Here is a 25,171-nt window from a genome sequence, read left to right on the forward strand (position 1 = left end):
GTAAGGAGCAAGGGATAAATTGAAGAAGAACGTTCTTATCATTGGTGCAGGAGGTGTCGCCAAGGTGGTGGCCCACAAGTGCGCGCAGCATAACGACGAACTGGGTCGTATCGCTATCGCGTCACGGAACATCTCCAAATGCCAGGCCATCATCGACAGCGTCAAGGCCAAGGGTAGCCTCAAGGTACCCGCCGACATCCAGGCCTTCTCGCTCAATGCCCTCGATGTCGAGGCGACCAAGGCACTGATCCGCGAGACCGAATCGCAGATCGTGATCAACGTCGGTTCCGCCTTCCTCAACATGTCGGTGCTGCGTGCCTGCATCGATACCGGTGTCGCCTACCTGGACACCGCCATCCACGAAGAACCGGGGAAGATCTGCGAGACCCCGCCATGGTACGGCAACTACGAGTGGAAACACCTCGAGGAGTGCCAGGCCAAGAACATCACCGCCATTCTCGGCGTCGGTTTCGACCCGGGTGTGGTGAACAGTTACGCCAAGCTGGCGCAGCAACAGTATTTCGACAGCATTGATTCGATCGACATTCTCGACGTCAATGCCGGTTCGCATGGCAAGTACTTTGCCACCAACTTCGACCCGGAAATCAACTTCCGTGAATTCACCGGGCAAGTCTGGAGCTGGCAGAACAGCCAGTGGACCAGCAACAGCATGTTCGAAGTCAAGCGTACCGACGACCTGCCGGTGGTCGGTTCACAGAACCTGTACCTGACCGGCCATGATGAAGTTCATTCGCTTTCGAAGAACCTCAACGTGCCGAACGTGCGTTTCTGGATGAGCTTCGGCGAACACTATATCAACGTGTTCACCGTGCTGAAGAACCTGGGCCTGCTCTCCGAGCAACCGGTAAAAACCGCCGAAGGCCTGGAAGTGGTACCGCTGAAGGTGGTCAAGGCGGTGCTGCCGGACCCTGCCTCGCTGGCCCCGGGCTACACCGGCAAGACCTGCATCGGCGACCTGGTCAAGGGCACCAAGAACGGCCAGCCGCGCGAAGTGTTCATCTACAACGTGGCCGACCACGAAGAAGCCTACGCCGAGACCGACAGCCAGGGCATTTCCTACACTGCCGGTGTTCCGCCGGTGGCTGCCGCCCTGCTGGTTGCCCGTGGCGAGTGGGATGCCAAGCGCATGGTCAACGTCGAGGAGCTGCCAGCCGAGCCGTTCCTCAAGGCGCTGGACGTAATGGGCCTGCCGACCCGCATCAAGGATGAAAAAGGCGATCGTCCTTGGGACGCTGAAGCCTAAGCGGCAAAAAAGGGGGCGCCATTCAGGCGCCCCTTCTTTTTGCCCGTCGCGGCCTCATCGCCGGCAAGCCAGGCGCTCACAGCTGGTGCGCTGGCTTCGAGCTGACGGCTTCTCCTTATTTCCTGGCCTCGAGGATCAGGTTGAACGGTGTCTGCGTCGCCCGCCGAAACTGGCTGAACCCCGCCTCCTCGAACACCGCACGCAAGCGCGCCTCCCCAGCTTGGGCGCCCAGCCCCAAGCCCACCTCCTGGGATAACGAGTTCGGTGTGCAGATGAACGTCGAGGCGGCATAGAACAAGCGCCCGACCGGCGTCAGGTTGCCCTCCAGCGAATCTTCGGCATAAGGTTCCACCAGCATCACCGTGCCGTCCGCCTTCAACGCGCGGTAGGCATGTTTCGCCGCGCCCACCGGGTCCCCCATGTCGTGCAGGCAATCGAAGAAGCACACCAGGTCATAGTCATGCCCCGGATAGTCCTTGGCGCTGGCCTGCTGGAATGTCACCCGGCCCACCAACCCCGCTTCGCGTGCGCGTTCGTTGGCCGTGGTGATGGAAGGCCCGTGGTAGTCGTAGCCAATGAAAGTGGAGGCCGGAAATGCCTCGGCCATGACCAGCGTCGAAGCACCATGCCCGCAACCGACGTCAGCTACCTTGGCACCCGCCTGCAACTTGGCGACCACGCCCTCGAGCGCCGGTAGCCACTCCGACACCAGGAAAGTGCGGTAACCCGGCCGGAAGAACCGCTCGGTACCGCTGAACATGCAGGGGTGATGGTCACCCCAGGCCAGCCCGCCGTCACCGCGCATTGCCGCAACCAGTTTGTCCTTGTCATGGAACAGTGCCGCCACTACCGCCGCGCCACCGGCCATGTAGGCCGGGGAATCTTCCAGCGCCAAAGCCAGGGCCTGTTCTTCGGGCAATACGAAGCGGCCCTGATCGTGCACCATGTAGCCCGACGCGGCCTGGGCGTTGAGCCACTCGCGCACCAGCCGTGGGTGGCAACCGGTCTTCGCCGCCAGTGCCTCGGGGGTGGTCGGTTGGCTGTCGGCCATGGCCCGGTACAACCCCAGTTCGTCGCCGAGTATCACATTGGCCAGGGTCGCCGCCGCGCCCATGTCGCCCACCAGCTTGCCCATGAAATCGTGAAGCCTTGCCTCGTCCATGACCTGCCCTCCTCTGCAAGAAGGCCATCGCCAGCGAGGGACGTCCGCTCCGGGGAGGCGGTGGTCGGTTGGATGGTGTTGGCCTGGCGAGCGTTAGCCGCTGCAGGCCACTTGTAAGTTTAGATGCCCTGTCCGGGGCGCTGTGGCTGTTCGGCCAACTTTTCCAGCAGCGCCTTGGCCAGGATCTTGTCCGAGAACGGGTTCTGCCCGGTAATCAGTTCGCGGTCCACCACCACGTTGGGTTGCCAGGCCTTGGCGTAGCCCATGTCGCCGCCTGCAATCGCCATGGCACTCGCCGGGTAGAACAACAGGCGCTGGCCCTTGAGCGAACCCTCGAATACCTGCTCTTCCGGGTCGGAGAAGATGGTCATCCGGTAGCCCTGGTACAACCAGTCAGTGGCTGCAGGCTTGTCGCCACGTGCCAGCGCGGCCTGATAGCCTACCGGGTCCTGCTGGGCCGAGAGCAAGGCGATGGGGCCGTGGCAGATGGCCGCGGTAGGTTTGCCAGCCTGGTGGAAATGCCGCAGCAAGGCGCCCACGTCCGGGTTGTTGGCCAGGTCGATCAACGGCGCATGGCCGCCGGGGATGAACAGCCCGGCATAACGGCCCAGATCGCCTGCCAGCACCTCCTTCAACGACAGGGTATCGTCGATACCAGGCAGGCTTTGGACGACCCTTTCGATACGCTTCATCTCGGCCGCATCGCCAGCAAAATAGCTCGGATCGATCGAACGCGGGTCGACGCTTGGTGCATTGCCCCTGGGCGTTACCAGTACCAGCTTGTAGCCAGCCTTGAGCAACTGGTCGGCTGGCACGCCGAACTCGTTGAGGTAGTAACCGGTGGCGTAGCGCTTGCCGTCCTGCAACGGTAGCTGGTGCTCGCTGGACAACAGCACCAGCACCTCGCCCTTGGGCGCGGCCTGGGTGCCAGCAGCGAGCAGGGTGGCAGCCACGACAAGGGCAAGCCTGGACATCTGGATCATGCAGCAATCTCCTCGATCAACCCATGGGCCATCCGTACAGGGCGGCCCGATGCGCTCATGCTAGTGGCCAGGCTATGATTCGATAATTCGAAAGCTTGCATGCCTGTAATCCAGAAAATGAATATCGCCAGCAAAGACTTCAACCTGCTGTACCTGTTCCATGTGCTGTATCAGGAACGCAACGCCACCCTCGCCGCCCAGCGCATGGCGCTGAGCCAGCCTGCGCTCAGCCACAAGCTCAACAAGCTGCGCCATCAGTTCGGCGACCCCTTGTTCGTGCGCGCACCCCGCGGCCTGACCCCCACGCCGCGTGCTCACGAACTGGCGCCCCAGGTGGAACGCCTGGTAGTGAGCCTGGAAGGCTTTTATGAACGCTGCGAAGGCCAGGACTTTCTCGCCCGCCCGGCCCGGCTGCACCTGTACAGCACCGATTACGTCGAACAGACCCTGTTACCCAGGCTGCTGCCGGTCCTGCGCAGCCAGGCGCCAAACCTGACCCTGGTCACCCACAACACCCGTGGCCAGCTCCCCCGCGAAGCGCTGGAGAAAGGCACTTGCGACCTGGCCGTTGCCGGGTTCTATACCGACCTGCCGGACACCTTCCACCAGCAGCGCCTGCTCAGCGAATCGCTGGTCGTGTTGGCGTCACGCAGCCATCCAGGCCTGGACCAGGGCCTGGACCTCGACACCTTCCTCGCCAGCGACCATTTGCTCACCACCCTTACCGGCGACCTCGACGGCCTGGTCGATCGCGCCCTGCGCAGCCAAGGCAAGCAACGGCGGGTGGTAGCTGGCTTGTCCAGTTTCATCGCCCCGGCGCGCTTGCTGCGCGGCACCGACTTGCTGCTGACCTGCCTGCGCTCACTGGCCGTCGAAGCCAGCGCACGCGATGACGACCTGGTCATGTACCCGCTGCCGCTGGCCCTGCCGGTAATCGAGGTGATGCAGATCTGGCACGAACGCACGCATGCCGATCCCCTGCGGCGGTGGTTCCGCCAACAGCTATGGACGGTCGCCCAGCAATCGGCAGTCAGTACGGGTAACAATTCCTAAACAACAATGTGACATTTTTTTTCAGCTTTCTCGCCAAGGAGCTGTCAAATGAAGGTCACGGTTTTCGGTACCGGTTATGTTGGCCTCACCCAGGCAGTGTGCCTGGCCCAGGTGGGGCATTCGGTGTTGTGCATGGATGTCGACGCCGCACGGGTCGCCACCCTCAATGAAGGCCACTGCCCGATCTTCGAGCCCGGCCTGGCGCCAATGCTGGCGAACAACCTGGCTTGTGGTCGGCTGCGCTTCACCACCGACGCCAGTGAAGCGGCCAACTATGCCAGGTTGCAGTTCATCGCGGTCGGTACCCCCCCGCAGGCCGATGGCAGCGCCGACCTCAGGCACGTGTTCGCCGTGGTCGACAGCATTCTCGAACACGCCGACGCCGCCAAGGTGATCGTCAACAAATCCACTGTCCCGGTCGGCACGGTGCAGCGCATCAAGGCGCGCATCGCCCAGGCCGTGGCCGACACTCGCCGCTTCCAGGTCATCAGCAACCCCGAGTTCCTCAAGGAGGGCTCGGCCGTGGACGATTGCATGCGCCCGGAGCGCATCATCATCGGTGGCGCGGAACCTGCCGAGGTGGAGCTGCTGCGCGAGCTGTACCTGCCGTTCAGCCGCAACCGCGAAAAGCTCATGGTGATGGACGCGCGCAGCGCCGAGCTGACCAAGTACGCGGCCAACTGCATGCTGGCGACCAAGATCTCGTTCATCAACGAAATCGCCAACCTGGCCGAGCACCTGGGCGCCGACATCGAGATGGTGCGCCGCGGCATCGGTTCGGACCCGCGCATCGGCTACGACTTCATCTATGCCGGCTGCGGTTTCGGCGGCTCGTGCTTCCCCAAGGATTTGCAGGCCCTGCGCCGCAGCGCCGAGGCCGAAGGCTTCGAGCCGCAGCTGCTGCGTGCGGTTGAGGCGGTCAACGAGCGGCAAAAGGGCCGGCTGTTCAGCAAGATCCAGCGCCATTACCCAGGTGGCCTGCGAGGCAAGGTGTTCGCCCTGTGGGGGTTGTCGTTCAAGCCCAACACCAACGACATTCGCGAAGCCTCCAGCCGGGTGCTGCTGGAAGCATTGTGGGCTGCCGGTGCGCGGGTACAGGCACATGATCCACAGGCCATGGACGAGATCCAGCGGCACTATGGCACGCGCCGTGACCTGCGCCTGGTGCCCTGCAAGGACGATGCGCTACGCGGCGCCGATGCCTTGGTGATCGTCACCGAATGGCAGGATTACCGCGTGCTCGACCTGGACAAGGTGCTCCAGCAATTGGCCGACCGCGTGGTATTCGACGGGCGCAACCTGTTCGAGCCGGAGCACATGGCCGCCGCTGGCCTGACTTACTACGGCATCGGCCGTGGCCAGAGGCAACCCGCATGCCCGTACTGATCAGCGGCGTGGCCGGGTTCATCGGCTACCACGTGGCGCGGCGCCTGTGCGAGGCGGGCATCGAGGTGGTCGGCATCGATAACCTCAGTGCCTACTACAGCGTCAAGTTGAAGCTGGCACGCTTGCAACAGCTGTTCGACTTCGCCAACTTCCGCTTCCATACCCTCGACATTACCCACCCGGCAGAGCTGCAACAGTTGTTCGCCGCGCAGCCGTTCAGTGAAGTGATTCATCTGGCGGCGCAGGCCGGGGTGCGGTATTCGCTGGATAATCCCGGAGCCTACGGCCAGGCAAACCTGGTTGGCTTTCTCAATATGCTCGAGGCCTGCCGCCAGCAGCCACCACGCCACTTCATCTATGCCTCCAGCAGTTCGGTGTACGGTGACAACGCCAAGCTGCCGTTCAGCGTCGACGACCCGGTCGAGCATCCACTGTCGCTGTACGCCGCCAGCAAACGCGCCAACGAACTGATGGCGCACAGCTATGCCCACCTGTACCAGTTGCCGACTTCCGGGCTGCGTTTGTTCACTGTCTATGGGCCCTGGGGCCGCCCCGACATGGCCCTGTTCACGTTTACCCGGGCCATCCTCGAAGGCCGGCCGATCGCGGTCTACAACGACGGCCTGATGGCGCGCGACTTTACCTATATCGACGACATCGTCGAAAGCATCGTGCGCTTGCGCCTGAAGCCGCCACAGCCGGCCGAGGGGCTACCGCCCTGCCAGTTGTTCAACATCGGCCGCGGCCAGCCGGTACGGCTGCTGCAGTTCGTCGAATGCCTGGAGGATGCCTTGGGCACCAAGGCCCAGCGTGACTACCTGCCGCTGCAACCCGGCGACGTGCTGCAAACCTGGGCCGATGTCGACGCCCTGGCGCGCTGGATCGGCTATGCCCCAGGCACCTCACTGGCGCACGGCGTCAATGCCTTCGTCGCCTGGTACCGGGATTACTACCAGGTCTGAACCGCACCACCACAACAGGATCACAAGCGCCCCATGACAGCCCCACTTGAGTTATCGGTACTGATTCCCGCCAGGAACGAGGCCGACAACCTGCCGGCACTGCTGCAGGAAATCCGCGCGGCACTGGCAACCCTGGACTACGAAATAGTGGTGGTCGATGACGGCAGCAGCGACCACACCCTGAGCGCCCTGCAACAGGTGAAGAACCAGGGCTACCCGCAACTGCGCATCCTTCGCCACGCGCACTCGCTGGGCCAGAGCACTTCACTGTGGCACGCCGCCGAAGCGGCGCGCGGCCAGTGGCTGGCCACCCTTGACGGCGATGGGCAGAACGACCCGGCGGATATCCCCGGCATGCTGGCCCTGGTACGCGCCAACCCGCACCTGGCAGGCAACCTCAAGCTGGTGGCCGGGCACCGGGTCAACCGCCGTGACAGCGCCAGCAAGCGCTGGGCCTCGCGCCTTGCCAACGGCCTGCGCAGCCGTCTGCTCGGCGACGCCACGCCTGACACTGGCTGCGGGCTGAAACTGGTCGAACGCGCGGCCTTCCTGCGCCTGCCCTACTTCGACCATATGCACCGCTTCATTCCGGCGCTGATCCTGCGCCACAACGGCCGCATGCTGGTGCACCCGGTCAACCACCGGCCACGTCAGGCCGGGGTGTCCAAGTATGGCAACCTGGACCGCGCCCTGGTTGGCATTCTCGACCTGTTCGGGGTCTGGTGGCTGATCCGCCGTACCCGCCTGGACACGCGCCCGCAGGAGCTCGAAGGATGACCCGTGAAAGCTTGTGGCTGATCGTCGGTTTCGCCGGCCAGGCCGTGTTCACCGGGCGCTTCGTACTGCAGTGGCTGTACAGCGAGTTCAAGCGCCGCAGCCTCATCCCGGTAGGCTTCTGGTACCTGAGCATGCTCGGCAGCGCGTTGCTGCTGGCCTACGCCATCTATCGCCAGGACCCGGTGTTCATCATTGGCCAGAGCTTCGGTTTGCTGGTCTACCTGCGCAACCTGCAGCTGATCGCCCGCCACCCGCAACAGAAGGAATAGCCCGTGCCAAGGTTCGACTCGCTCATGGCCGAACGCCTGGCCCTGATGGCCCTGGCGCTGCTGCTGGTGGGTGCCGGTATCGGCTGGCGCCAGCCGATGAATGTGGATGAGGAGCGCTTCCTCGGCGTTGCCCTGGAAATGCTGCACAGCGGCCACTGGTTCATCCCGCACCGGGCGGCAGAAATCTATGGTGACAAGCCGCCGCTGTTCATGTGGACCGTAGCCCTCTTCGCCAACCTGACCGGCACGCCCAGCATCGCCCTGTACCTGCCCGGACTGTTATCGGCAGCGACCATCACCTGGGTGCTGCACGACCTGGGGCGGCGCCTGTGGAACCGGCGTGTCGGGGTGATCGCTGCTCTGCTGTTCCTGGCGACCTACCAAAGCTACAGCATCCTGCGCACCGGGCAGATCGACAGCTTCCTGTGCCTGTGGGTGGCGCTGGGCCTCTATGGCCTGTTGCGCCACCTGCTGCTGGGGCCGGCCTGGGGCTGGTTCTACCTGGCTTGCGCGGCGATGGGCCTGGGTATCATCAGCAAGGGCGTGGGCTTTGTCCCAGCGCTGGTACTGCTGCCGTATGCCTGGGCGGTGCGCCAGCATTGGCACGGCGTGGTGGTGATGCCCGGCCAGGCCCGGCGCTGGAGCCTGGGCTTGTTATGCCTGCTGGCCGGTTGCGCGGTGTGGCTGTTGCCGCTGCTGGTGTCGATTGCCCAGGGCGGCGGCGCGGCAGAACTGGCCTACCTGAAGGAAATCCTGCTGCGCCAGACCGCCAGCCGCTATGCCAATGCCTGGGACCACCGTGAGCCGTTCTGGTACTTCTTCGTCAAGGTCATCCCCAAGTACTGGCTGCCGCTGGTGCTGGCCTTGCCCTGGCTGGTACCGGCCTGGTATCGGCAACTGCACAAGCGCGACGGGCGCTTTCTGTTGCTGCTCGGCTGGGTAGCGCTGGTGCTGTTGTTCTTCAGCCTCAGCAGCGGCAAGCGCAAGCTGTATATCTTCCCGGCACTGCCGGGCCTGGTGCTGGCCATCGCGCCGCTGCTGCCCTGGCTGCTCAAACGCTGGCTACAGCGCCGGCCGGCCTGGCGCAAGGGGTTCACCGCCGTAGCCCTGGCATGGTTCGCGCTATGGTTCGCGCGCGGCTGGGTCGAGCCATTGCAAGAAGGCCGCAACCCACATGACACCTTGATGAGCGAAGCCGCGCGCGTCACCAGCGGAGCCGAACTGGTGCTGGTTGACTGGCGCGAGGGGCACTGGCTGTTTGCCCGGCAACCTATCGTGCATTTCGGCTTCAGCGGGCAATCCAGGGCAGATGCGGCCGCCTACTGGCTGCGCCAGCATCCTGCAGCCTACGCCTTGATCCCGGGCTCCGCACTGGGCCGCTGCTTCAGTGCCGAGAAGGCGCGCAGGCTCGGCGAAACCTCGCGCGCCGAGTGGTATGTGGTCGCCGCCGATGCAGACACTGGCCAATGCCAAGCAGCAGCGCCCAGCCATGTCTATCACTTCGCCTGGGCGAGCCCTGCCAGTAACCCGCCGCAACCCCAGGGTGCAGCGACGCGACGCTGGCAGGAGTATTGAGCGCCACACCTTCTGCGCGCGGTTGAGGTGACCGTTCGGGCGAGTGGCACAGGACACTATGATCGCCTGGACTTCAAATGCACTTGCAATCGGCGCCTTCTCAAAATACTGTATGAATAATCAGTATACGGTATGACGCCATGCAACTCATTGCCAAACTCGGCATCCTCGCCGACGCCGCCAAGTACGACGCCTCCTGCGCCAGCAGCGGCGCGCCCAAGCGCAATTCGCGGGGCGGTGATGGCCTGGGTGCCACCAACGGCATGGGCATCTGCCACAGCTACACCCCCGACGGCCGCTGCGTGTCGCTGCTCAAGGTGCTGCTGACCAACTTCTGCCTGTACGACTGCCAGTACTGCGTGAACCGCCGCTCCAGCAACGTGCCCCGCGCCCGTTTCACCCCCGAGGAAGTGGTGCGCCTGACCCTGGATTTCTACCGGCGCAACTGCATCAGCGGCCTGTTCCTCAGTTCCGGCATCATCCGCTCGGCCGACTACACCATGGAGCAGTTGATCCGCGTGGCCCGGCTATTGCGTGAGGAACACCACTTCCGTGGCTACATCCACCTCAAGACCATTCCCGATGCCGACCCGCTGTTGATCGAAGAGGCCGGTCGCCTGGCCGACCGCCTCAGTGTCAACATCGAACTGCCCACCGACGCCAGCCTCAAGCGCCTGGCGCCGGAAAAGCAGGCCCACACCATTCGCCAGGCCATGGGCGTCATCCACCAGGGCCAGCAAGCCGTGGCCAACGAACCCAAGGCCCCGCGCTTCACCCCCGCCGGGCAGAGTACCCAAGTGATTGTTGGTGCCGACAATACCGACGACAGCACCCTGCTGCGCAATGCCGAGTCGCTGTACCAGGGCTACGGCCTCAAGCGCGTATACTACTCCGCCTTCAGCCCGATCCCCGACAGCCCGGGCAGCGTGCCGTTGGCGGCACCGCCGCTGCTGCGCGAACACCGCCTGTACCAGGCCGACTTCCTGTTGCGTGGTTATGGCTACCAGGCCGGGGAGCTGCTCGGCCAGGGTGATAACCTGGCATTGGACATCGACCCCAAGCTGGCCTGGGCACTGGCCAACCGTGAGGTCTTCCCGCTGGATGTGAACCGCGCAGAACCGGCACTGCTGGCGCGCATCCCGGGTATCGGCCTGCGTAGCGTACAGCGCCTGGTCGCGTTGCGACACGAGCGGCGCATTCGCTATGACGACTTGATCCAGTTGCGTTGTGTGCTGGACAAGGCGCGGCCGTTCATTGTCACCAGCGACTACCGTCCGGCCCAGGCCGAACTGCGCAGCGGCCTGTTGCGAGCCCGTCTACGGGAGCCACAGGCACCGGTACAGATGGGGTTGTGGGGATGATCGCGCTGGACTGCGATGACCTGTTCGCAACCTGGCGTGAGCAGGCGCGCGTACTGTTGGGGCATGGTATCGACCCTGCGGAGGTCACTTGGTCGCAGGGGCCGATGGCTGACTTGCTGGCCGTACCCACTCCGCTCCCGGAAGGCCCTGGTCCTTTCCGGGCCAAGGTACCGGCGCCGCTGCTGACCCTGCTGGAACAGGCCGCCCGCTACCGTGGCGAGCAACGCTGGAACCTGCTGTATGAGGTGCTCTGGCGTGTGGCCCACGGCGACCGCACCGCAATGCTGGCGGGGGATCGGCTGGGCAGCGAACTGCATCGGCGGATCAAGCAGGTCAGCCGCGAGGCGCACCACCTGCACGCCTTTGTCCGCTTCGTGCCATTGCCGGACGCCGTGGCGGCCCACCTGCAGCTGGACCTTGTGGCTTACCACGAGCCGGCCCATGACATCCTCGAAAGCGCCAGCCCGCACTTCGCCGACCGCCTGGGGCGCCTGCGTTGGTTGATCGCCACCCCAGGCGATGGCATACGCTTCGACGGCCAGGCGTTCGAATACCACCGGCAATGCCCCGACAGCTGGCGCCACTGGGCGCGCAACGCCGATGACCCGGGTGCCGAGCTATGGCGCACCTATTACCGCCATACCTTCAACCCTGCCCGCCTCAACCCCGATGCCTTGCGTCTGCACATGCCGGGACGGTTCTGGCGACACTTGCCAGAGGGCATGTTGATACCCCAACTCGAAGGTCTGGCGCGCCAGGGCAAGCAACGCGACGGCCAGGCGCTGGAAGTGGCAGCGCAGGCTGGCAAACAAATCAGCAAGCCAACACGGTCGGTGTAGGAGCGGGCTCGCCCGCGAAACAGGCGGCACGGTGGTTGGGTTGCCACAGGTCCCCTGGTAAGCCGTCAGCGTCAATCCAGCATCCAGCCCGCATCGCCCCCTTCCAGCACGCCACCGTGGTCGGTTCGATCCCCCTTGCGCGCCACGGCTGCACCTTCAATCAGAAAGTTCGCGGCACCGCTGATTATTACAGCGCCACACGTGGTGCGGTCCCCCACTCTGGCAACCGGCCTGCCATTGAAAGTGTACGCGGAACTGCCGCTTTCCACCTGGTTGCTGCCATGCAGCGGGCAGACATGCCGATGGCCTACGAGTATCACGGGTTTCATCGGGCCTCACCTTCACACGGGGCAGTTCGAGATTCACGGTCAATGTCTTGCGGCCAAAGAACCTTTGGTGCAAGGCAATGCATGTGGCTCAGGCCATCGTCATCGTTCCAGTCACGGGGTGGATGGACGAACTTCGGCAGCGCTTCAGGGCCTTGTTGCATGAACAGCCGGGCGATGGCCCAGTAGGCTTCGCCGTGGCGGAGGTCATGGGTGAAGAACACGCGGTCGATGACTTCGTTGGTGTCTGGGTTGCGGACCGACAGCATGACGTTTTCGATCAGGCCACCGTGGCCGGGGGCGTAGACTCGGTAGACTTCGGCGGTTACGTCGTCCCAGTTGTAGGCGACCGGTTTGACGCCCCAGTGTTTGCGGCTAAACAAATAGATATAGTGGAATCTGAATTGATAGAGATAGATTTTGCGTCGCAAACGGTTGAAGCGGATGGGTTCGTCCCGTGGGAGCAGCAGGTCCATCTTTACATATGTCGCAGTAGCCCACATGCCAACCAGAAGCGCTAGCGATACGAGGATGTCAACGACCCAATTATCCGACCAGTAGACATCTACAAACCTCCAGTGCATATAGATAAATGCAACTATAGAAAAAGCCAGGATCGGCCCACCTATCAGTACTGCGATACCACGCAAACTGACAGTGGCTCGGGGAAGTTCTAGGAATACATCGTCACAATAATTTGGGGACGGATCTATATCTTCAAAGCTTAAGCGTGGAACTGCATCCGAACCAACGCCAGGCAGATCATAACTCCAACACAAAGCCCGCTCCGAAAGAATCCTGGACTTATTTTTCATTCATTGACTTCCTTGATGCAGACCTCAACATACGCATCTGGCATCCTTCTATCTGGCCAATAACTCACCAGCAATGTTGCGGCTCTAATTGTATGCGACCCAATAGACGTCGTCAGCTCTAACGTGCCAGTGGTTTCCAGCCAAGTCGTTGCGAGGTCACCTGAGCCTGACGTCTGTCGATTTCTATTCAACGAAAATTCACTTTTATAGTCAGGCTGACGTGGCTTGGAAAAGTCGGAAAATTTCGAGGATGGCGTGAGCGCCTCAATCGAGACAGCTTGATGCTCTTCTACCAACAGTGTCTCACCACCAATGAAATCGGGGAAAGTCCCGTCACCTTGACGATGCACTATTACAACCCAACGAAAAGCCGAGTGCTCGTCATCATATTTAGGTAATACGATTTGGAATTTAAGTTTGCGTTCTAACTCGACATTGACTAGGCCGCCTATCTTAGAACCCGCTGGATCGTTCGAGCGTTTGGATTCAAAGTGGATCCCCGCACGCATGCCGAGCGTAGCCGCATTAAGCTCTGCAAATGCAATGTCTGTATATTCAGGAGAAGCCCAATGTACAGCAGGCTTTTCGTCAGCCTTCCCAAAACAGCAACGTCGCGCCCACCGTTCAAACGCAGTAGATTCGCTTTCGCCAGCTGACTTGGCCAGGGCGTAAGCAATAAGTGCCAGTGTTATAGCCAGACCTAAAGGGCCTAACAGTGCGGGCTTAAATACTGCATAGACAAACATGCCGGTTGAGGAAAAGTACGCAAGACCTGCAAATGAATAATATGCCTCTGATAGTTTATCCCCAGTTGCTCGTGCACGTTTAGCCGCGGAAAATGCTTGTGCCGTGTCAAAGACCCCAGCTATCGCACTTATCATGGCACCGAATTTTATCAGCGACACTCCAGTACCTGACGCACTTTTAGCCCACGGTTTGCCAATATGCTGGGTACTTGCCCTCAAAATGAGCCCCACCAGCTCAATTTGCCCTCCCAACACGCCCAACTGAGATCCTTGCAACGCCAACTTGGCCTCATGCGCCTTCGGCCCAATTTCCTCTTCCGCCTTTTCCTGATTCCTACCCAGGCTGTCCTGCTGCAGATACAACCCACCTATCGCCAGCAGGAGTTCCCAGCTGCCAGCCACCCCGCGCAACCCGGAAAACCCAGTCCTTACCAATCGCGCCGCCTGCTGCGAGGTGATCTTCATGCCGTGCAACAACCTGCGCGCATCACTTTCCAACGTCCCCGCCGCCACCGAGATATCCACCAGGGCAAGCTGCGCCGCGCTGCTCGCCTGGTTCACGCCAATGCGGGCTTCCTTGAACAACCGCCCATGCACCTCTTCGGCGGTGCCCTCGACCCAAACCGTCACGCTGATCATCGTGTGGGTGAAGCGCGGGTCGAGCACGGCCAGGCTCATCAGCCCGTGCTGGATGATCGGCCGCACCTTGCGCATCGACTTCATCGAGCCAAACTCGAAATCGTCAAGGTTGCGCTGCATCCGGTCCCGCGCCGCGGCAATGGAGGCGTTGGCCTTGTGCTGTAATTCCCGCAAATGCTGGCTCTGCAGGGCGTAGTACTCGCCCAGCTTCATCTTCACTTCCAGCTCGATCAACTGCACGCCGTTGTAGAGATACTGCGTGGCGCTGTTCAGATGCCGCACGGCTTTCCGGATGCCAGGCGACAGGCAGGGCGCCAGGCGCTGGCTGGCCGCGTTGAGCGCGCTTTGCGTTTCGGCGATGGCCTGCTTGAGGGTAGTGCGCAGGCGCAAGCCGGCGTCGTCGCTGGCAATGATCTTGCTCAGCATGCTGTAGAGCTTGTCACTGTCGTTCCAGTTGATGCCGCCGTCAGCGGCAAAGCTCGGCAGCAACCCGGCCAGCAACGCCCGGTCGCGCATCAACAAGGCGCGGTAGGGTGGGCTGTCAGGGTCCTGCAGCCATTTCAGCCAGAGGGCCTCGCTGGTTCCCGCTGCAGGAATACGCGACTCAGTGGCCGGCACCATGGCTTCGGTAACACCTCCGCCCAGGCACAGCGCCAGGGTCTTGGCATACGCCACGCCGGATTCGCGGTCGTTACCGTCGTAGTCGTACGCCTCGACCACCTTGAACATGGGCGTATCGAACAAGGCAACGTACGCCTGCGCGTCCTGGTCGATGTAACGCTGAAACTCGCCTTCCTGCTGGTCGTAAGCCGCCTGGAACGCCGCGCGCTGCGGTTCGTGGTAACGCTGCTCCAGCCGCTCGTCACTCGCCTGCTGCGCACGCTCGACCAACTGTTGTCGCGCGACTGCCGGGTCGGTGAACACCGGGGGGCCATCACCGGTCATCGGCTCCAGCGACGGCACTTCCTGCGCGGCCCGTTCCCTGTTGGTGGCACGAATGATCTGCAGGATCTGCGAGGTCTGCAGCTGATAGGCCCGCATCGGCTCTTCGCGCCAGGCCTGACGCTTCAGTACCCAATTCAGGCGCTGATGGTTGTATTCCTGGATCAGCCCGACGGTGTCGTCGAGCACCACGGCCAGCACGCCGTTTTCCAGCTGGTGGCGGTTCATCGCATTGATCAGGTAGCCACGCAGGGCGAACCGGCGCAGCCAGCGGCTGTGGAAACCGTGCGCGCTGTCGAACGGGGAACACGCCTGCTGTGCGTACTCGAAAACCTGCTTGTCGACCTGCAAGTTGTCGGGCGTCATGGCGATGCCCAGCAGTTCGGGATGGTTGCGCGCCTGGATCAGGTCCAGCCCTTCGAAACGCTGCGCCGGCGCCTGGCCCCGCTTGTAGGCGTTCAGCACACTGACCGGCCAGGCGTCGCTGGAAAAGGCCAGCCAGGCGCTGCTGTATCGGTCGGTGTCGATGTTGAGAAAGGCCGAGGGGATGTCATGGTCTTCATGCACGCACTTTTCCGGCAGTGGCCTTGGCGGGCCATCCGGTGGCTCGTAGGGGTTGAAGCGGCGCAAATGGCCCTGTGCGCTGACGGCATAGGCCTGCCAGACCTGCTGGTCGAGCAACACGTACAGGTAGCCCATGCGCAAGGTGCGCAGGCCGATCCTGGTCGAGATATGCAGGTTATCCGCGACGGTGACGACACACTCGGGGCGGGTGTCTGGCACCAGCGCGCGGCGCAGCGGCAGGATCGGCAGGCCCTGGCGTTCACAGGACATGCACTGGTCGTGCGGCAGGCCGGCTTCGGCTGCGGCGATGGCGATGCGTTGACTGATGCTCATGGGCGACTCTCGGATTTCGGCAGGAATTCGGTCAGCCGGCGCCATTGCTCCTCGGAGTAACACGCCAGTGCAGGTGCAAGGGGACGCTGTTGCCGAACGACTGAGCTGATCAGTTCACGAACCGCAGCAATGTTGCGCAACTCGGGATGCACACACAGCTGATGGAGGGCAAAAACCACGATATCCTCCGCTTCGCTCAACCCCAGCGCCCGCGCATCATCGATGTGGTTCGATGCACGCACGGCGGCAAACGGCGGAATCGCACAGGGGTAGGCGTCGCTCGCTCCCGCTCGCAACACTTTCCAGATGCCCAGCACACGCTCTACCAGCGCCGCATCCTCCTGGATCCGCTGGGCAGGCGCTGGCAGGGGATGACGCTGCTTACCCTGCCCTTTCAGGTTTACCAGCCGTCCTCCACTGCTCAGGAACAACCATTTGCCGATCGGCCACCAAGGACCGTGCTCAACCTGCTGGTAGGTCGCTGCAAGCAGCTCCAGGCGAACCGGTTCATAGATTGGATGGAAACTGAATGCCCCTTTGCCATTGGGTAACCGGCACAAGGCCGCCAGGTGCACAGCAATGGTGGCCGACGGCGCCTCACTGAACAGCCAGCCGCACAGGTAGCGCCGGCGCTGATACAAACCTTTCTGCGCTGCCCGCGTTGTCTGTTCCAGCAATGAGCGACTGGGCGCGGTTCCAGGCATCGCCAGACAAACCAGGACGGGATGCAAATGGGGCGCATGGGCTAGATCGGCCCTTGGCACCTGGGTCAGTGCACCTTCGCCCAAGGCGCTGCGCAGCTGCGCAAGCAAGGCGTGGTCGCCATTGTCAGGAATTGCGAGCGGGTCGATCAGCACATGGCAATGCAAATGGGGCTCGTACTGTTTTTCAATGAGGCTGGCCAAACCTTCGCAGTCCATCAGAGCTGGCCCTCACACTTGTCGCTGGCGTTCGGCGTCAGCAACAGTGACTGGGCAACGCCTGCGCCTTTGGCGACCGCCGTGGCCTGCCCCTGCAGGTCGAGTGCCAGCCCACTGATGGTGATGCCTCGCTCATCCAGGATGATGCTGCCACCCGCGGTTCTGAATTCGATGCGTTCGCTGGCCCGCACCTGGTAGATCGTCGTGTGGTGCTCCATACCCCGCCCGACAGTGACCTTTTGCATACCTTTGACGACAAGCTCGCTGTCATTGCCGACAGACACCTGCTGATTGCCACCCGTTGATTCGCTCCGGTTGTTGCCGACCTTCTCGACCAGGTCCTGCCTGATGTCCATGCGGCAGGTCTGCCCGACCAAGCGGGTATGGTCGCGCCCTATCTCTTCGCGCAAGTCATTGCCGATGCTGGATTGCTCGTCATGCCCCACCTGCTCGACACGGTTGCGCCCGACACGCGTGGTCTCATCATTGCCAACTACATTGTTCTGGTCCCGCTGGGCGTGGATGAACACCTCCTCCTTGCCCAGTTCATCCTCGAAACGCAGTTCGTTGAAGCCTTTGCCCTTGTGCGTCTGGCTCTTGATGGTCATGCGCGTCTTGTGCTTGGGCAAGTCATAGGGCGGCAGCTGGTCGCCACAGTAAGTCCGCCCGATGATCAGCGGCTGGTCGGGGTCGCTGTTGACATACTGGATGATCACGTCCTGGCCGATGCGCGGGATGGCCATCGAGCCCCAGCTGCCGCCCGCCCAGCCCTGCGAAACGCGCACCCAGCAGGAACTGAATTCGTTGTCCCGGCTCTCGCGGTCCCAAGGGAAGCTGACCTTGACCCGCCCCCATTCGTCGCAATGGATTTCTTCACCAGGCGGGCCGACGACGGTGGCCATGTGCGGGCCGTCGATACGCGGTTTGGGCAACGGTGCCGGGCGCCACTCAGTTCTTCCCGGCACCAGCACCGCTGCCTGCTGGTAATGCGTGCCTTGCGCACTGCCAGCAGCCTCCTCCTGCAGGCTGGTGAACTGAGTGCCCTGGTGGTGCACGCGGATCGTGCGCCAATGCACATTGAGGTCCTCGCGAGGGTGTTCGACGAGGGTGAAGCTCAACCCCGGTTGCAGGCGCACATCGTCACCCTCCACCTCGGCAAGGCGGGCGTCATGGCGCAGGGCCGTGAGGCGGGTGGCGGTGAAGGGGATACCGACCGCATCGCGCTTGTAGCGGCCTGGGTAGTCGAAACGCTCATAGTCCAGCGACTGGTGGGTGATGCTGCTGTCACCGGCGCTGTGCTCCTGGCGGTACTGTGGGTGGGTGAAGGTGTAGTCCCGCTGCACCTGCTTCGCGGTACGCACCTGTTCGCTGTAGCGCAGGCTCCACAGGCACGGGCGTGCCTGATCGCCACCGCTGTTGGCGCGGTACAGCACCTGGTCGGGACCGATGTCATCCGCTTCATGAAGACCGTCGTCATCTTCATCCGGCTTTATGGCGCCGAGGCTGATCGTACCCAGCGCCAACAGCCGGTCGCTGATGACCAGCTGGTGATATTTCGGCGTGTGTTCGAAGCGGTAGACGAACCCCTCCTCGGCGGCCAGGCGGGCCATGAAATCGAGGTCGGTTTCACCGGCCTGCACGCAGAACTCGCGCACCTGATGTGCGCCGATACTCTTGATTTCAAAACGGCTGATGCCCTGGCGCTGGAGCATCAGTTCGAGGATCTGCGGCACGCTCTTGTGCTGGAAGATGCGCCAGTTCGAACGCAGCCCGGCCCGCGCCAGCGCGGGTTCGACCAGCGCGGGTTCGACCAGCGCGCGGTAACGGGTACGGAAGTGGCCTGTCTCGCCCTGGCTGAAGCGGCTGACCAGGCCGTGCACATAACGTAGCGGGCGTTCGCCGCGCCACAGGGTGAACAATGCCGGTTTGTCGAGCAACGCGCCGAAGTCGACGTCGCTGTCGAAACTGATCAGTTCCAGGCTCAGCTGGAACGGTGAGCTGAGCGCTTCGTCGTGTTCGAACGAAACCACTTCGAACTCCAGCCGGCTCGCCAGCGGCTGAAAGGTAAAACGCAACTCGGATTGGCTAGGCATGCAGGTTTCCCCTGGCTACGGCTGCAGGATGATGCTGTCGAGTGCCTCCAGAACCTCGCTGGTGATCAGGCTCAGGCGGTAGCTGTAGTAGCAGTAGGCACAGACCATGGCCACGGCAGACACCACCAGCGGGCTCCACCAGGGCCAGTTCCAGCGCCGCCGGCGATAGGGACGATCGACAATGTTGGTGTAGGGGTCGCACACGCTTTCGGGGGTGGGACCACGCAGTTCGCGAAGTACCTTGTGCATGCGTGAAATCAGCGCATTGATCAGGTCATCGCCCTTGGGATCGAGCGCGTACTTGCCCTTCAGGCCCAGGCAGAAACAGAAGTACAGGAACTCCAGCACATCCTGGAATTCTGCAGGCGACTGCATCATCCGCTCCAGCAGCACGAAGATTTTCTCGCCGCCGTGGGTTTCGTGGTGGAACACACTCAACAACGGTTCATGGCTCCAGCACGAATTGCAGCCCCAGGGGCGGCTCATTACCGCCTCGTCCAGGTATAGGCACAGCGCGTAGGAGTAAACTTCGAGATGCGCCTCGGCATAGCCGTGCTGCTGGATTTCCTCGCGGATGGCGCTGACCTGCGTTTGCAGGGTCTTGTGCACGTATTCGATGTTCGGCAGTTCATCCAGGGTGCGCAGGCGGATGACCAGGCCGAACAACGGGTTTGCCGCGTCGAGCATCAGGTTGTCGAAGCCGCCACGTAGCTGGAACTCAGGGTCGGCCGGGTAGCCTGCCAGCCCTGCTGCCGCAGCCAGGTAGGGCGAGTGAGCTTCCTGCGGGGCCTCGAGCATGGTGTGCAAGCTGTTTTCCATGACGTCGTGAGCGGCCTTGGCGCCCACGATTTCTTCAGGCGGGATGGAGCGTGGCCGGGGCATGAGAAGGTCCTTGTCTTCCAGCAGACTGAAGACATGAACGCTATCGGGGAAGCCATTCTGTGAGAAGTCGGGGCCTTCCCGCGCCGTTGTAGGACATTTCGACCGGCCTGTTTCCAGGCATGGGTGCAGGCCCCAAACGCATCGCGACAACGAACGCAACCAAGTGAAACGTTCCGCCTGCAAAGCCGTCATAACCTGAGCCGGTGAACGCAATGAGGAAGCGCAATGACCCAGCCCGACCCGTCCTATGTCAAATGGCTCGAAGAGCGCGCCATGCTTCAGGCAGCCCAGCAGCGTACCCACCTGTACGCAGGCCAGTCGCGCCTGTGGCAGCAGCCCTACGCCGAAGCCCAGCCGCGCCGGGCCATCGAGATCGCCTCGGTCTGGCTGACGGTCTACCCTGACGCCATCATCGCCCCCGAGGGCTGTTCGGTACTCGGCGCCCTGGCCCACGAAGCGCTGTGGAAACGCCTGTCGGAGATCGGCATCCAAGGCCTGCACACCGGCCCGATCAAGCGCTCCGGCGGCATTCAAGGCCGCGAACTCACGCCCAGCGTGGACGGCAACTTCGACCGCATCAGCTTCGACATCGACCCGCTGTACGGCAGCGAGCAGGAGCTGATCCAGATGAGCCGCATGGCCGCCGCCCACAACGCCGTGACCATCGACGACCTGATTCCCTCGCACACTGGCAAGGGCGCCGACTTCCGCCTGGCCGAGCTGGCCTACGGCCCCTACCCGGGGCTGTACCACATGGTCGAGATCCGCGAGGAAGACTGGCCCCTGCTGCCCGAAGTGCCGGCCGGACGCGACGCGGTCAACCTGCTGCCGGCACAATGTGACGAACTCAAGGCCCGGCATTACATCGTCGGCCAGCTGCAACGGGTGATCTTCTTCGAGCCGGGTGTGAAGGAAACCGACTGGAGCGCTACGCCGCCGGTGACCGGGGTGGACGGCAAGACGCGGCGCTGGGTATACCTGCACTACTTCAAGGAGGGCCAGCCGTCACTGAACTGGCTGGACCCGACCTTCGCCGCCCAGCAAATGATCATTGGCGATGCCCTGCACGCCCTGGACTGCCTGGGGGCCCGCGGCCTGCGCCTGGATGCCAACGGCTTCCTCGGCGTGGAAACGCGTACCAACGGCACAGCCTGGTCGGAAAGCCACCCACTGTCGCTGGTCGGCAACCAGCTGATCGGCGGCATGATCCGCAAGGCCGGCGGCTTCAGTTTCCAGGAACTGAACCTGACGCTCGACGATATCGCGCAGATGTCCAAGGGCGGTGCCGACCTGTCCTATGACTTCGTCACCCGGCCCGCCTACCAGCATGCTCTGCTGACCGGCGACACCGAGTTCCTGCGCTTGATGCTGAAAGAGATGCATGCCTTCGGCATCGACCCGGCCTCGCTGATCCATGCCCTGCAGAACCACGACGAAGTGACCGTGGAACTGGTGCATTTCTGGACCCTGCACGCCCATGACATGTACCTGTACAAGGGCCAGACCCTGCCTGGCGGCATCCTCCGTGAGCACATCCGCGAAGAAATCTACGAGCGGCTGTCGGGCGAACACGCGCCCTACAACCTGCGCTTCGTCACCAATGGCATCGCCTGCACCACGGTCAGCCTGATCACCGCGGCACTGGGCATCCGCGACCTTGGGCAGATCGGCCCGGCAGAGGTCGAGCTGATCCAGAAGGTGCACTTGTTGCTGGTCATGTACAACGCCATGCAACCGGGGGTCGTGGCGCTGTCCGGCTGGGACCTGGTGGGCGCCCTGCCCTTGCCCGCCGAAGCGGTGGCAGAGCGGATGATGGATGGCGATACCCGCTGGATTCACCGGGGCGCTTACGACCTGGCCGGGCTCGCCCCCCAGGCCGAGGCATCGGTGCGTGGCCTGCCGCGGGCGCGGGCCCTGTATGGCAGCCTGGACAGCCAGCTGGAAAACGGCGATTCGTTCGCCTGCAAGGTGAAAAAGCTGCTGGCGGTGCGCCAGGCCTATGGTATCGCCAGCAGCCGCCAGCTGCTGGTACCCGACGTCAGCAGCCCCGGGTTGCTGGTGATGGTGCATGAGCTGCCGGCCGGGCGCGGCATCCAGATCAGTGCGCTGAACTTTGGCCGGGAAGTGATTGCCGAGCAATTGCAGCTGACCGGGTTCACCCCGGGGCCTGTGGTAGACATGATCAATGAGACGGTCGAGGGTGACCTGACCGAGGACGGGCGGCTGATGGTCAACCTGGACCCGTACGAGGCGCTGTGCCTGCGTATCGTCAATAGCAGCGGGCATGTCTGAACCGGGCTGGCCGCTCTTGCATTTGCCGCGCCATGGGCATAGCGTTCGGGAGTTTTCTTTCTCTGTGCCCAGGAGCAACCCATGTATACCGGCATCGTCCAGGCCGTCCGCCCCCTGCTTGAAGTGACCAGCTACCCGGGCCACAACCAGTTCACCATCGACCTGACCCCGGAGTTGCTCGACGAGCTGAAGATCGGCGCCAGCGTCAGTGTCGAAGGGACTTGCCTCTCGGTCACCGAGATTGACGGCAGCCGGGTCAGGTTCGACGCCATGACCGCCACCCTCGAGCGTACCAACCTGCGCTTCTTCAAGGCGGGCCAGGGTGTCAACATCGAACGTTCGGCGAAGATGAATGCCGAAGTCGGCGGCCACCTGATGGCAGGCCACATCGCCACCACCGCCGAGATCGTCGAGCTGTCGATCCAGCCGAGCGGCGCCTTCATCCGGTTCCGCATGCCCGCGCAATGGGGCAAGTACGTGTTCCCGCGCGGTTTCATCGGGGTCAACGGCTGCAGCTTGACGGTCGCCGATGTCGAAGACAACGTGGTCACTATCAACCTGATCCCCGAAACCCTGCGCCAGACCACTTTCGCCCGTTACCAGGTCGGTGAACTGCTGAATATCGAGGTCGACCACCAGACCATGGTGCTGGTGGATGTGGTAGAACGCACCATCAAGAGCACCCTCGCCCGCGAATTGCCCCGCTGAGGTACCTGCATGCTGCCCAACGCCCTTCCTGCACGCACGGCCCGGCGGCTGCGCCTGCAGATCCTGCGTGGCCGTGTCGGCCTTGGCCTGGTTGCCGGGCTGTCGGTACTGGCCGGCATGACCGATGCGATCGGCCTGCTGGCACTGGGCGACTTCGTCTCGTTCATGAGCGGCAACACCACGCGCCTGGCGGTGGCCATCAGTGAAGCGGACCTGGCCATGGTGCTGCGCCTGAGCGGAGCCGTCCTCGGCTTTGTCGCCGGCAACGCACTGGGTGTGCTGTTGGCGCGCGCCTTCCGCCGGCGGGCTTGGCCAGTGCTGCTGGTGGTCGCCGTACTGCTGGCCTTCGCCGCTGGCTGGCGCTTGGCAAATACCTTCCCGGCGCTGCTGGCCGCCACCTTGGCCATGGGCATGATCAATGCCGTGGTCGAACAGGTGAACGGCCTGCCGATCGGCCTGACCTACGTCACCGGCGCCCTGTCACGCTTCGGCCGCGGCTTGGGGCGCTGGCTGTTGGGTGAGCGGCGCAACGGCTGGCGCGTGCAACTGGTCCCGTGGGCCGGCATGCTGCTAGGCGCTGCGCTGGGGGCCTGGCTGGAGCAACGCCTGGGCCTGCAGGCGCTGGCCGGCAGCTGCTCGCTGGCCTGCGTGCTGGCCCTGGTGTCGCGCTTCATTCCCCGCTCCTGGCAGCGTGGCTACATGCCACGCTGATCAGTCGATGCGCGGATGTTGTTGCACCAGCAACTTGCGCTTGGCCTCCAGCTCGGCAATCTGCGCATCGATGTCCTCGATCTTCTGCTCGATATTGTCATGGTGCTCTTGCAGCAGCTCGCGCGCTTCCTCGATATCCGATGCGGCCGGTGCCGCGCCGCGCAGCGGCTTGTTGGCGGTTTCCTTCATGGTCAGGCCGGTGACCAGCCCCACGGCAGCAATCACCATCAGGTAGTACGCCGGCATGTACAGGTTGCCGCTGCTCTCCACCAGCCAGGCCGCCAGGGTCGGTGTAAGCCCGGCAATCAGTACCGAGATGTTGAAGGCGCTGGCCAGGGCGCTGTAGCGGATATGCGTGGGGAACATGGCCGGTAGTGTCGAGGCCATCACGCCGATGAAGAAGTTCAGCAGCACGGCAATGATCAGCAGCCCGGCAAAAATCACCCCCAGCACGCCGCTGTTGATCAGCATGAAGGCAGGGATGGCCAGCACGAAAAGGCCGACACTGCCGACGATGATGAACGGTCGCCGGCCGAACTTGTCGCTGAGCAGGCCGATCATCGGCTGCACGAACAGCATGCCGACCATGATCGCAATGATGATCAGCACGCCATGGTCTTCGCTGTAGTGCAGGTTGTGCGACAGGTAGCTGGGCATGTAGGTGAGCAGCATGTAGTAGGTGACGTTGGTGGCGATCACCACGCCGATGCAGGTCACCAGGCTGCGCCAGTGCTGGGTGGCGACTTCCTTGAACGAGACCTTGGGCCCGGCGGCCAGCCCTTCGCGGTCGCCTTGCTCCAGCTTGTCGACGTGCTGCTGGAAGGCTGGGGTCTCCTCCAGCGCATGGCGCAGGTAGAGGCCGATGATGCCCAGCGGCAGGGCGAGGAAGAACGGCAGGCGCCAGCCCCATTCGAGGAACTTGTCCTCACCCAGCACGGTGGAGATCAGCACCACCACGCCGGCCCCCAGCACAAACCCGGCAATCGAGCCAAAGTCCAGCCAGCTGCCGAGAAACCCGCGCTTGCGGTCGGGCGCGTATTCGGCGACGAAGATCGACGCGCCGGTGTATTCGCCCCCTACCGAGAAGCCCTGGGCCATCTTCGCCAGCAGCAACAGGATCGGCGCCCAGATGCCGATGCTGGCATAGGACGGTATCAGGCCAATGGCGAAGGTGCTGAGCGACATGATGACGATGGTTGCCGCGAGGATCTTCTGCCGCCCGAAACGGTCGCCCAGGGCACCGAAGAACAGCCCGCCCAATGGCCTGATCAGAAACGGTACGGAGAACGTGGCCAACGCCGCGATCATCTGCACGCCCGGGTCGGCATTGGGGAAGAATACCTTGCCCAGGGCATAGGCGACGAAGCCGTAGACACCGAAATCGAACCACTCCATGGCATTGCCCAGGGCGGCTGCGGTAATCGCCTTGCGCATCTTCGCGTCGTCGACGATGGTGATGTCCTTGAGGCCGATTGGCTGGACGCTTTTCTTGCGAGGTTTCATGTCCGTATCCCTGTCGATGAATGCTCTAAGGGATGAGATACAACGGGACACTAAATAATTCAGCGC

The 25,171-nt window shown here is 62.9% G+C and carries 21 protein-coding genes; 12 read left to right on the forward strand and 9 right to left on the reverse strand.

Annotated elements, in window-relative coordinates; genetic code table 11:
- Positions 1-19: 19 nt before the first annotated feature.
- Positions 20-1,264, forward strand: coding sequence for a saccharopine dehydrogenase family protein (locus JKP78_RS02590; protein WP_186684972.1), 1,245 nt, complete (start codon positions 20-22; stop codon positions 1,262-1,264).
- A gap of 115 nt (positions 1,265-1,379) precedes the next feature.
- Here the strand turns inward: JKP78_RS02590 and JKP78_RS02595 are convergent, their stop codons facing one another.
- Positions 1,380-2,426 (reverse strand): class I SAM-dependent methyltransferase, encoded by a 1,047-nt coding sequence (locus JKP78_RS02595; RefSeq protein WP_200626004.1) that lies wholly within the window; start codon positions 2,424-2,426, stop codon positions 1,380-1,382.
- Positions 2,427-2,545: 119 nt separating this feature from the next.
- Positions 2,546-3,409, reverse strand: a complete 864-nt coding sequence (locus JKP78_RS02600) for a type 1 glutamine amidotransferase domain-containing protein (protein ID WP_200626005.1) — start codon at positions 3,407-3,409, stop codon at positions 2,546-2,548.
- A 117-nt stretch (positions 3,410-3,526) separates the two neighbouring features.
- Here JKP78_RS02600 and JKP78_RS02605 point away from each other — a divergent pair, with 117 nt between their 5' ends.
- From JKP78_RS02605 to JKP78_RS02640, 8 genes are all read left to right on the forward strand, one after another.
- Complete coding sequence (locus JKP78_RS02605) at positions 3,527-4,462, forward strand: LysR family transcriptional regulator (protein ID WP_200626156.1); 936 nt, start codon at positions 3,527-3,529, stop codon at positions 4,460-4,462.
- 48 nt (positions 4,463-4,510) lie between these two features.
- Positions 4,511-5,848, forward strand: coding sequence for a UDP-glucose dehydrogenase family protein (locus JKP78_RS02610; protein WP_200626006.1), 1,338 nt, complete (start codon positions 4,511-4,513; stop codon positions 5,846-5,848).
- A complete protein-coding gene (locus tag JKP78_RS02615; protein ID WP_200626007.1) occupies positions 5,836-6,810 on the forward strand; it encodes an NAD-dependent epimerase/dehydratase family protein in 975 nt (324 codons plus the stop codon). Before JKP78_RS02610 ends, JKP78_RS02615 begins: the two co-directional genes overlap by 13 nt.
- A 33-nt stretch (positions 6,811-6,843) precedes the next feature.
- Positions 6,844-7,587 carry a glycosyltransferase family 2 protein gene (locus JKP78_RS02620; protein WP_200626008.1) on the forward strand — a complete coding sequence of 248 codons (744 nt, stop codon included), beginning with the start codon at positions 6,844-6,846 and terminating at the stop codon, positions 7,585-7,587.
- Entirely contained in the window at positions 7,584-7,856 is a 273-nt protein-coding gene (locus tag JKP78_RS02625; protein WP_170029716.1) for a lipid-A-disaccharide synthase N-terminal domain-containing protein, read from the forward strand. The genes JKP78_RS02620 and JKP78_RS02625 overlap by 4 nt, the downstream gene beginning before the upstream one ends.
- Positions 7,857-7,880: 24 nt before the next feature.
- The gene (locus tag JKP78_RS02630; RefSeq protein ID WP_189665706.1) at positions 7,881-9,431 is read left to right on the forward strand and encodes an ArnT family glycosyltransferase; all 1,551 of its coding nucleotides are present in this window, start codon (positions 7,881-7,883) and stop codon (positions 9,429-9,431) included.
- Positions 9,432-9,571: 140 nt separating this feature from the next.
- On the forward strand, positions 9,572-10,792 hold the full coding sequence (locus JKP78_RS02635; RefSeq protein WP_200626009.1) for a putative DNA modification/repair radical SAM protein: 1,221 nt from the start codon (positions 9,572-9,574) through the stop codon (positions 10,790-10,792).
- Positions 10,783-11,631 (forward strand): TIGR03915 family putative DNA repair protein, encoded by an 849-nt coding sequence (locus tag JKP78_RS02640; protein ID WP_200626010.1) that lies wholly within the window; start codon positions 10,783-10,785, stop codon positions 11,629-11,631. Before JKP78_RS02635 ends, JKP78_RS02640 begins: the two co-directional genes overlap by 10 nt.
- Positions 11,632-11,702: 71 nt before the next feature.
- On the opposite strand, the gene JKP78_RS02645 is transcribed toward JKP78_RS02640, so the two are convergent.
- From JKP78_RS02645 to icmH, 6 genes are read right to left on the reverse strand one after another with little or no spacing between them, the layout of a single operon-like run.
- A complete protein-coding gene (locus JKP78_RS02645) occupies positions 11,703-11,960 on the reverse strand; it encodes a PAAR domain-containing protein (protein WP_186684954.1) in 258 nt (85 codons plus the stop codon).
- Positions 11,957-12,772, reverse strand: a complete 816-nt coding sequence (locus tag JKP78_RS25010; protein WP_234454441.1) for a DUF6708 domain-containing protein — start codon at positions 12,770-12,772, stop codon at positions 11,957-11,959. The genes JKP78_RS02645 and JKP78_RS25010 overlap by 4 nt, the downstream gene beginning before the upstream one ends.
- Positions 12,769-15,996 (reverse strand): T6SS effector BTH_I2691 family protein, encoded by a 3,228-nt coding sequence (locus tag JKP78_RS02655; protein ID WP_200626011.1) that lies wholly within the window; start codon positions 15,994-15,996, stop codon positions 12,769-12,771. The genes JKP78_RS25010 and JKP78_RS02655 overlap by 4 nt, the downstream gene beginning before the upstream one ends.
- Positions 15,993-16,901: a hypothetical protein gene (locus tag JKP78_RS02660; RefSeq protein WP_325166767.1), complete on the reverse strand. Its 909-nt coding sequence runs from the start codon at positions 16,899-16,901 to the stop codon at positions 15,993-15,995. The genes JKP78_RS02655 and JKP78_RS02660 overlap by 4 nt, the downstream gene beginning before the upstream one ends.
- Positions 16,902-16,915: 14 nt before the next feature.
- Positions 16,916-19,009 carry a type VI secretion system Vgr family protein gene (locus tag JKP78_RS02665; protein ID WP_200626013.1) on the reverse strand — a complete coding sequence of 698 codons (2,094 nt, stop codon included), beginning with the start codon at positions 19,007-19,009 and terminating at the stop codon, positions 16,916-16,918.
- Between the two features lie 15 nt (positions 19,010-19,024).
- Positions 19,025-19,891 (reverse strand): type IVB secretion system protein IcmH/DotU, encoded by an 867-nt coding sequence (gene icmH / locus JKP78_RS02670; RefSeq protein ID WP_186684950.1) that lies wholly within the window; start codon positions 19,889-19,891, stop codon positions 19,025-19,027.
- A 225-nt stretch (positions 19,892-20,116) separates the two neighbouring features.
- On the opposite strand from icmH, the gene treS reads away from it, so the two are divergent.
- The 3 genes from treS to JKP78_RS02685 all read left to right on the forward strand — a co-directional run bounded on the left by treS (position 20,117) and on the right by JKP78_RS02685 (position 23,602).
- Positions 20,117-22,183 carry a maltose alpha-D-glucosyltransferase gene (gene treS, locus JKP78_RS02675; RefSeq protein WP_186684949.1) on the forward strand — a complete coding sequence of 689 codons (2,067 nt, stop codon included), beginning with the start codon at positions 20,117-20,119 and terminating at the stop codon, positions 22,181-22,183.
- Between the two features lie 81 nt (positions 22,184-22,264).
- Complete coding sequence (locus tag JKP78_RS02680; protein ID WP_186684948.1) at positions 22,265-22,891, forward strand: riboflavin synthase subunit alpha; 627 nt, start codon at positions 22,265-22,267, stop codon at positions 22,889-22,891.
- A 9-nt stretch (positions 22,892-22,900) separates the two neighbouring features.
- Positions 22,901-23,602 (forward strand): YoaK family protein, encoded by a 702-nt coding sequence (locus JKP78_RS02685; RefSeq protein WP_170029705.1) that lies wholly within the window; start codon positions 22,901-22,903, stop codon positions 23,600-23,602.
- Here the strand turns inward: JKP78_RS02685 and proP are convergent, their stop codons facing one another.
- A complete protein-coding gene (gene proP, locus JKP78_RS02690) occupies positions 23,603-25,105 on the reverse strand; it encodes a glycine betaine/L-proline transporter ProP (protein ID WP_170029704.1) in 1,503 nt (500 codons plus the stop codon). It abuts the gene before it with no gap.
- Positions 25,106-25,171 lie beyond the last annotated feature (66 nt).

It is taken from the genome of Pseudomonas sp. LAM2023 (assembly GCF_016620375.1).
Taxonomy (GTDB): Bacteria; Pseudomonadota; Gammaproteobacteria; order Pseudomonadales; family Pseudomonadaceae; genus Aquipseudomonas; species Aquipseudomonas anuradhapurensis.

Excerpts from the sequence above, each read along its gene's own strand:
- JKP78_RS02595 (WP_200626004.1), bottom strand. The coding sequence starts at position 2,426 with ATGGACGAGGCAAGGCTTCACGATTTCATGGGCAAGCTGGTGGGCGAC.
- JKP78_RS02600 (WP_200626005.1), bottom strand. The coding sequence starts at position 3,409 with ATGATCCAGATGTCCAGGCTTGCCCTTGTCGTGGCTGCCACCCTGCTC.
- JKP78_RS02605 (WP_200626156.1), top strand. The coding sequence starts at position 3,527 with ATGAATATCGCCAGCAAAGACTTCAACCTGCTGTACCTGTTCCATGTG.
- JKP78_RS02610 (WP_200626006.1), top strand. The coding sequence starts at position 4,511 with ATGAAGGTCACGGTTTTCGGTACCGGTTATGTTGGCCTCACCCAGGCA.
- JKP78_RS02615 (WP_200626007.1), top strand. The coding sequence starts at position 5,836 with ATGCCCGTACTGATCAGCGGCGTGGCCGGGTTCATCGGCTACCACGTG.
- JKP78_RS02620 (WP_200626008.1), top strand. The coding sequence starts at position 6,844 with ATGACAGCCCCACTTGAGTTATCGGTACTGATTCCCGCCAGGAACGAG.
- JKP78_RS02625 (WP_170029716.1), top strand. The coding sequence starts at position 7,584 with ATGACCCGTGAAAGCTTGTGGCTGATCGTCGGTTTCGCCGGCCAGGCC.
- JKP78_RS02630 (WP_189665706.1), top strand. The coding sequence starts at position 7,881 with ATGGCCGAACGCCTGGCCCTGATGGCCCTGGCGCTGCTGCTGGTGGGT.
- JKP78_RS02635 (WP_200626009.1), top strand. The coding sequence starts at position 9,572 with ATGCAACTCATTGCCAAACTCGGCATCCTCGCCGACGCCGCCAAGTAC.
- JKP78_RS02645 (WP_186684954.1), bottom strand. The coding sequence starts at position 11,960 with ATGAAACCCGTGATACTCGTAGGCCATCGGCATGTCTGCCCGCTGCAT.
- JKP78_RS25010 (WP_234454441.1), bottom strand. The coding sequence starts at position 12,772 with ATGAAAAATAAGTCCAGGATTCTTTCGGAGCGGGCTTTGTGTTGGAGT.
- JKP78_RS02655 (WP_200626011.1), bottom strand. The coding sequence starts at position 15,996 with ATGAGCATCAGTCAACGCATCGCCATCGCCGCAGCCGAAGCCGGCCTG.
- JKP78_RS02665 (WP_200626013.1), bottom strand. The coding sequence starts at position 19,009 with ATGCCTAGCCAATCCGAGTTGCGTTTTACCTTTCAGCCGCTGGCGAGC.
- icmH (WP_186684950.1), bottom strand. The coding sequence starts at position 19,891 with ATGCCCCGGCCACGCTCCATCCCGCCTGAAGAAATCGTGGGCGCCAAG.
- treS (WP_186684949.1), top strand. The coding sequence starts at position 20,117 with ATGACCCAGCCCGACCCGTCCTATGTCAAATGGCTCGAAGAGCGCGCC.
- JKP78_RS02680 (WP_186684948.1), top strand. The coding sequence starts at position 22,265 with ATGTATACCGGCATCGTCCAGGCCGTCCGCCCCCTGCTTGAAGTGACC.
- JKP78_RS02685 (WP_170029705.1), top strand. The coding sequence starts at position 22,901 with ATGCTGCCCAACGCCCTTCCTGCACGCACGGCCCGGCGGCTGCGCCTG.
- proP (WP_170029704.1), bottom strand. The coding sequence starts at position 25,105 with ATGAAACCTCGCAAGAAAAGCGTCCAGCCAATCGGCCTCAAGGACATC.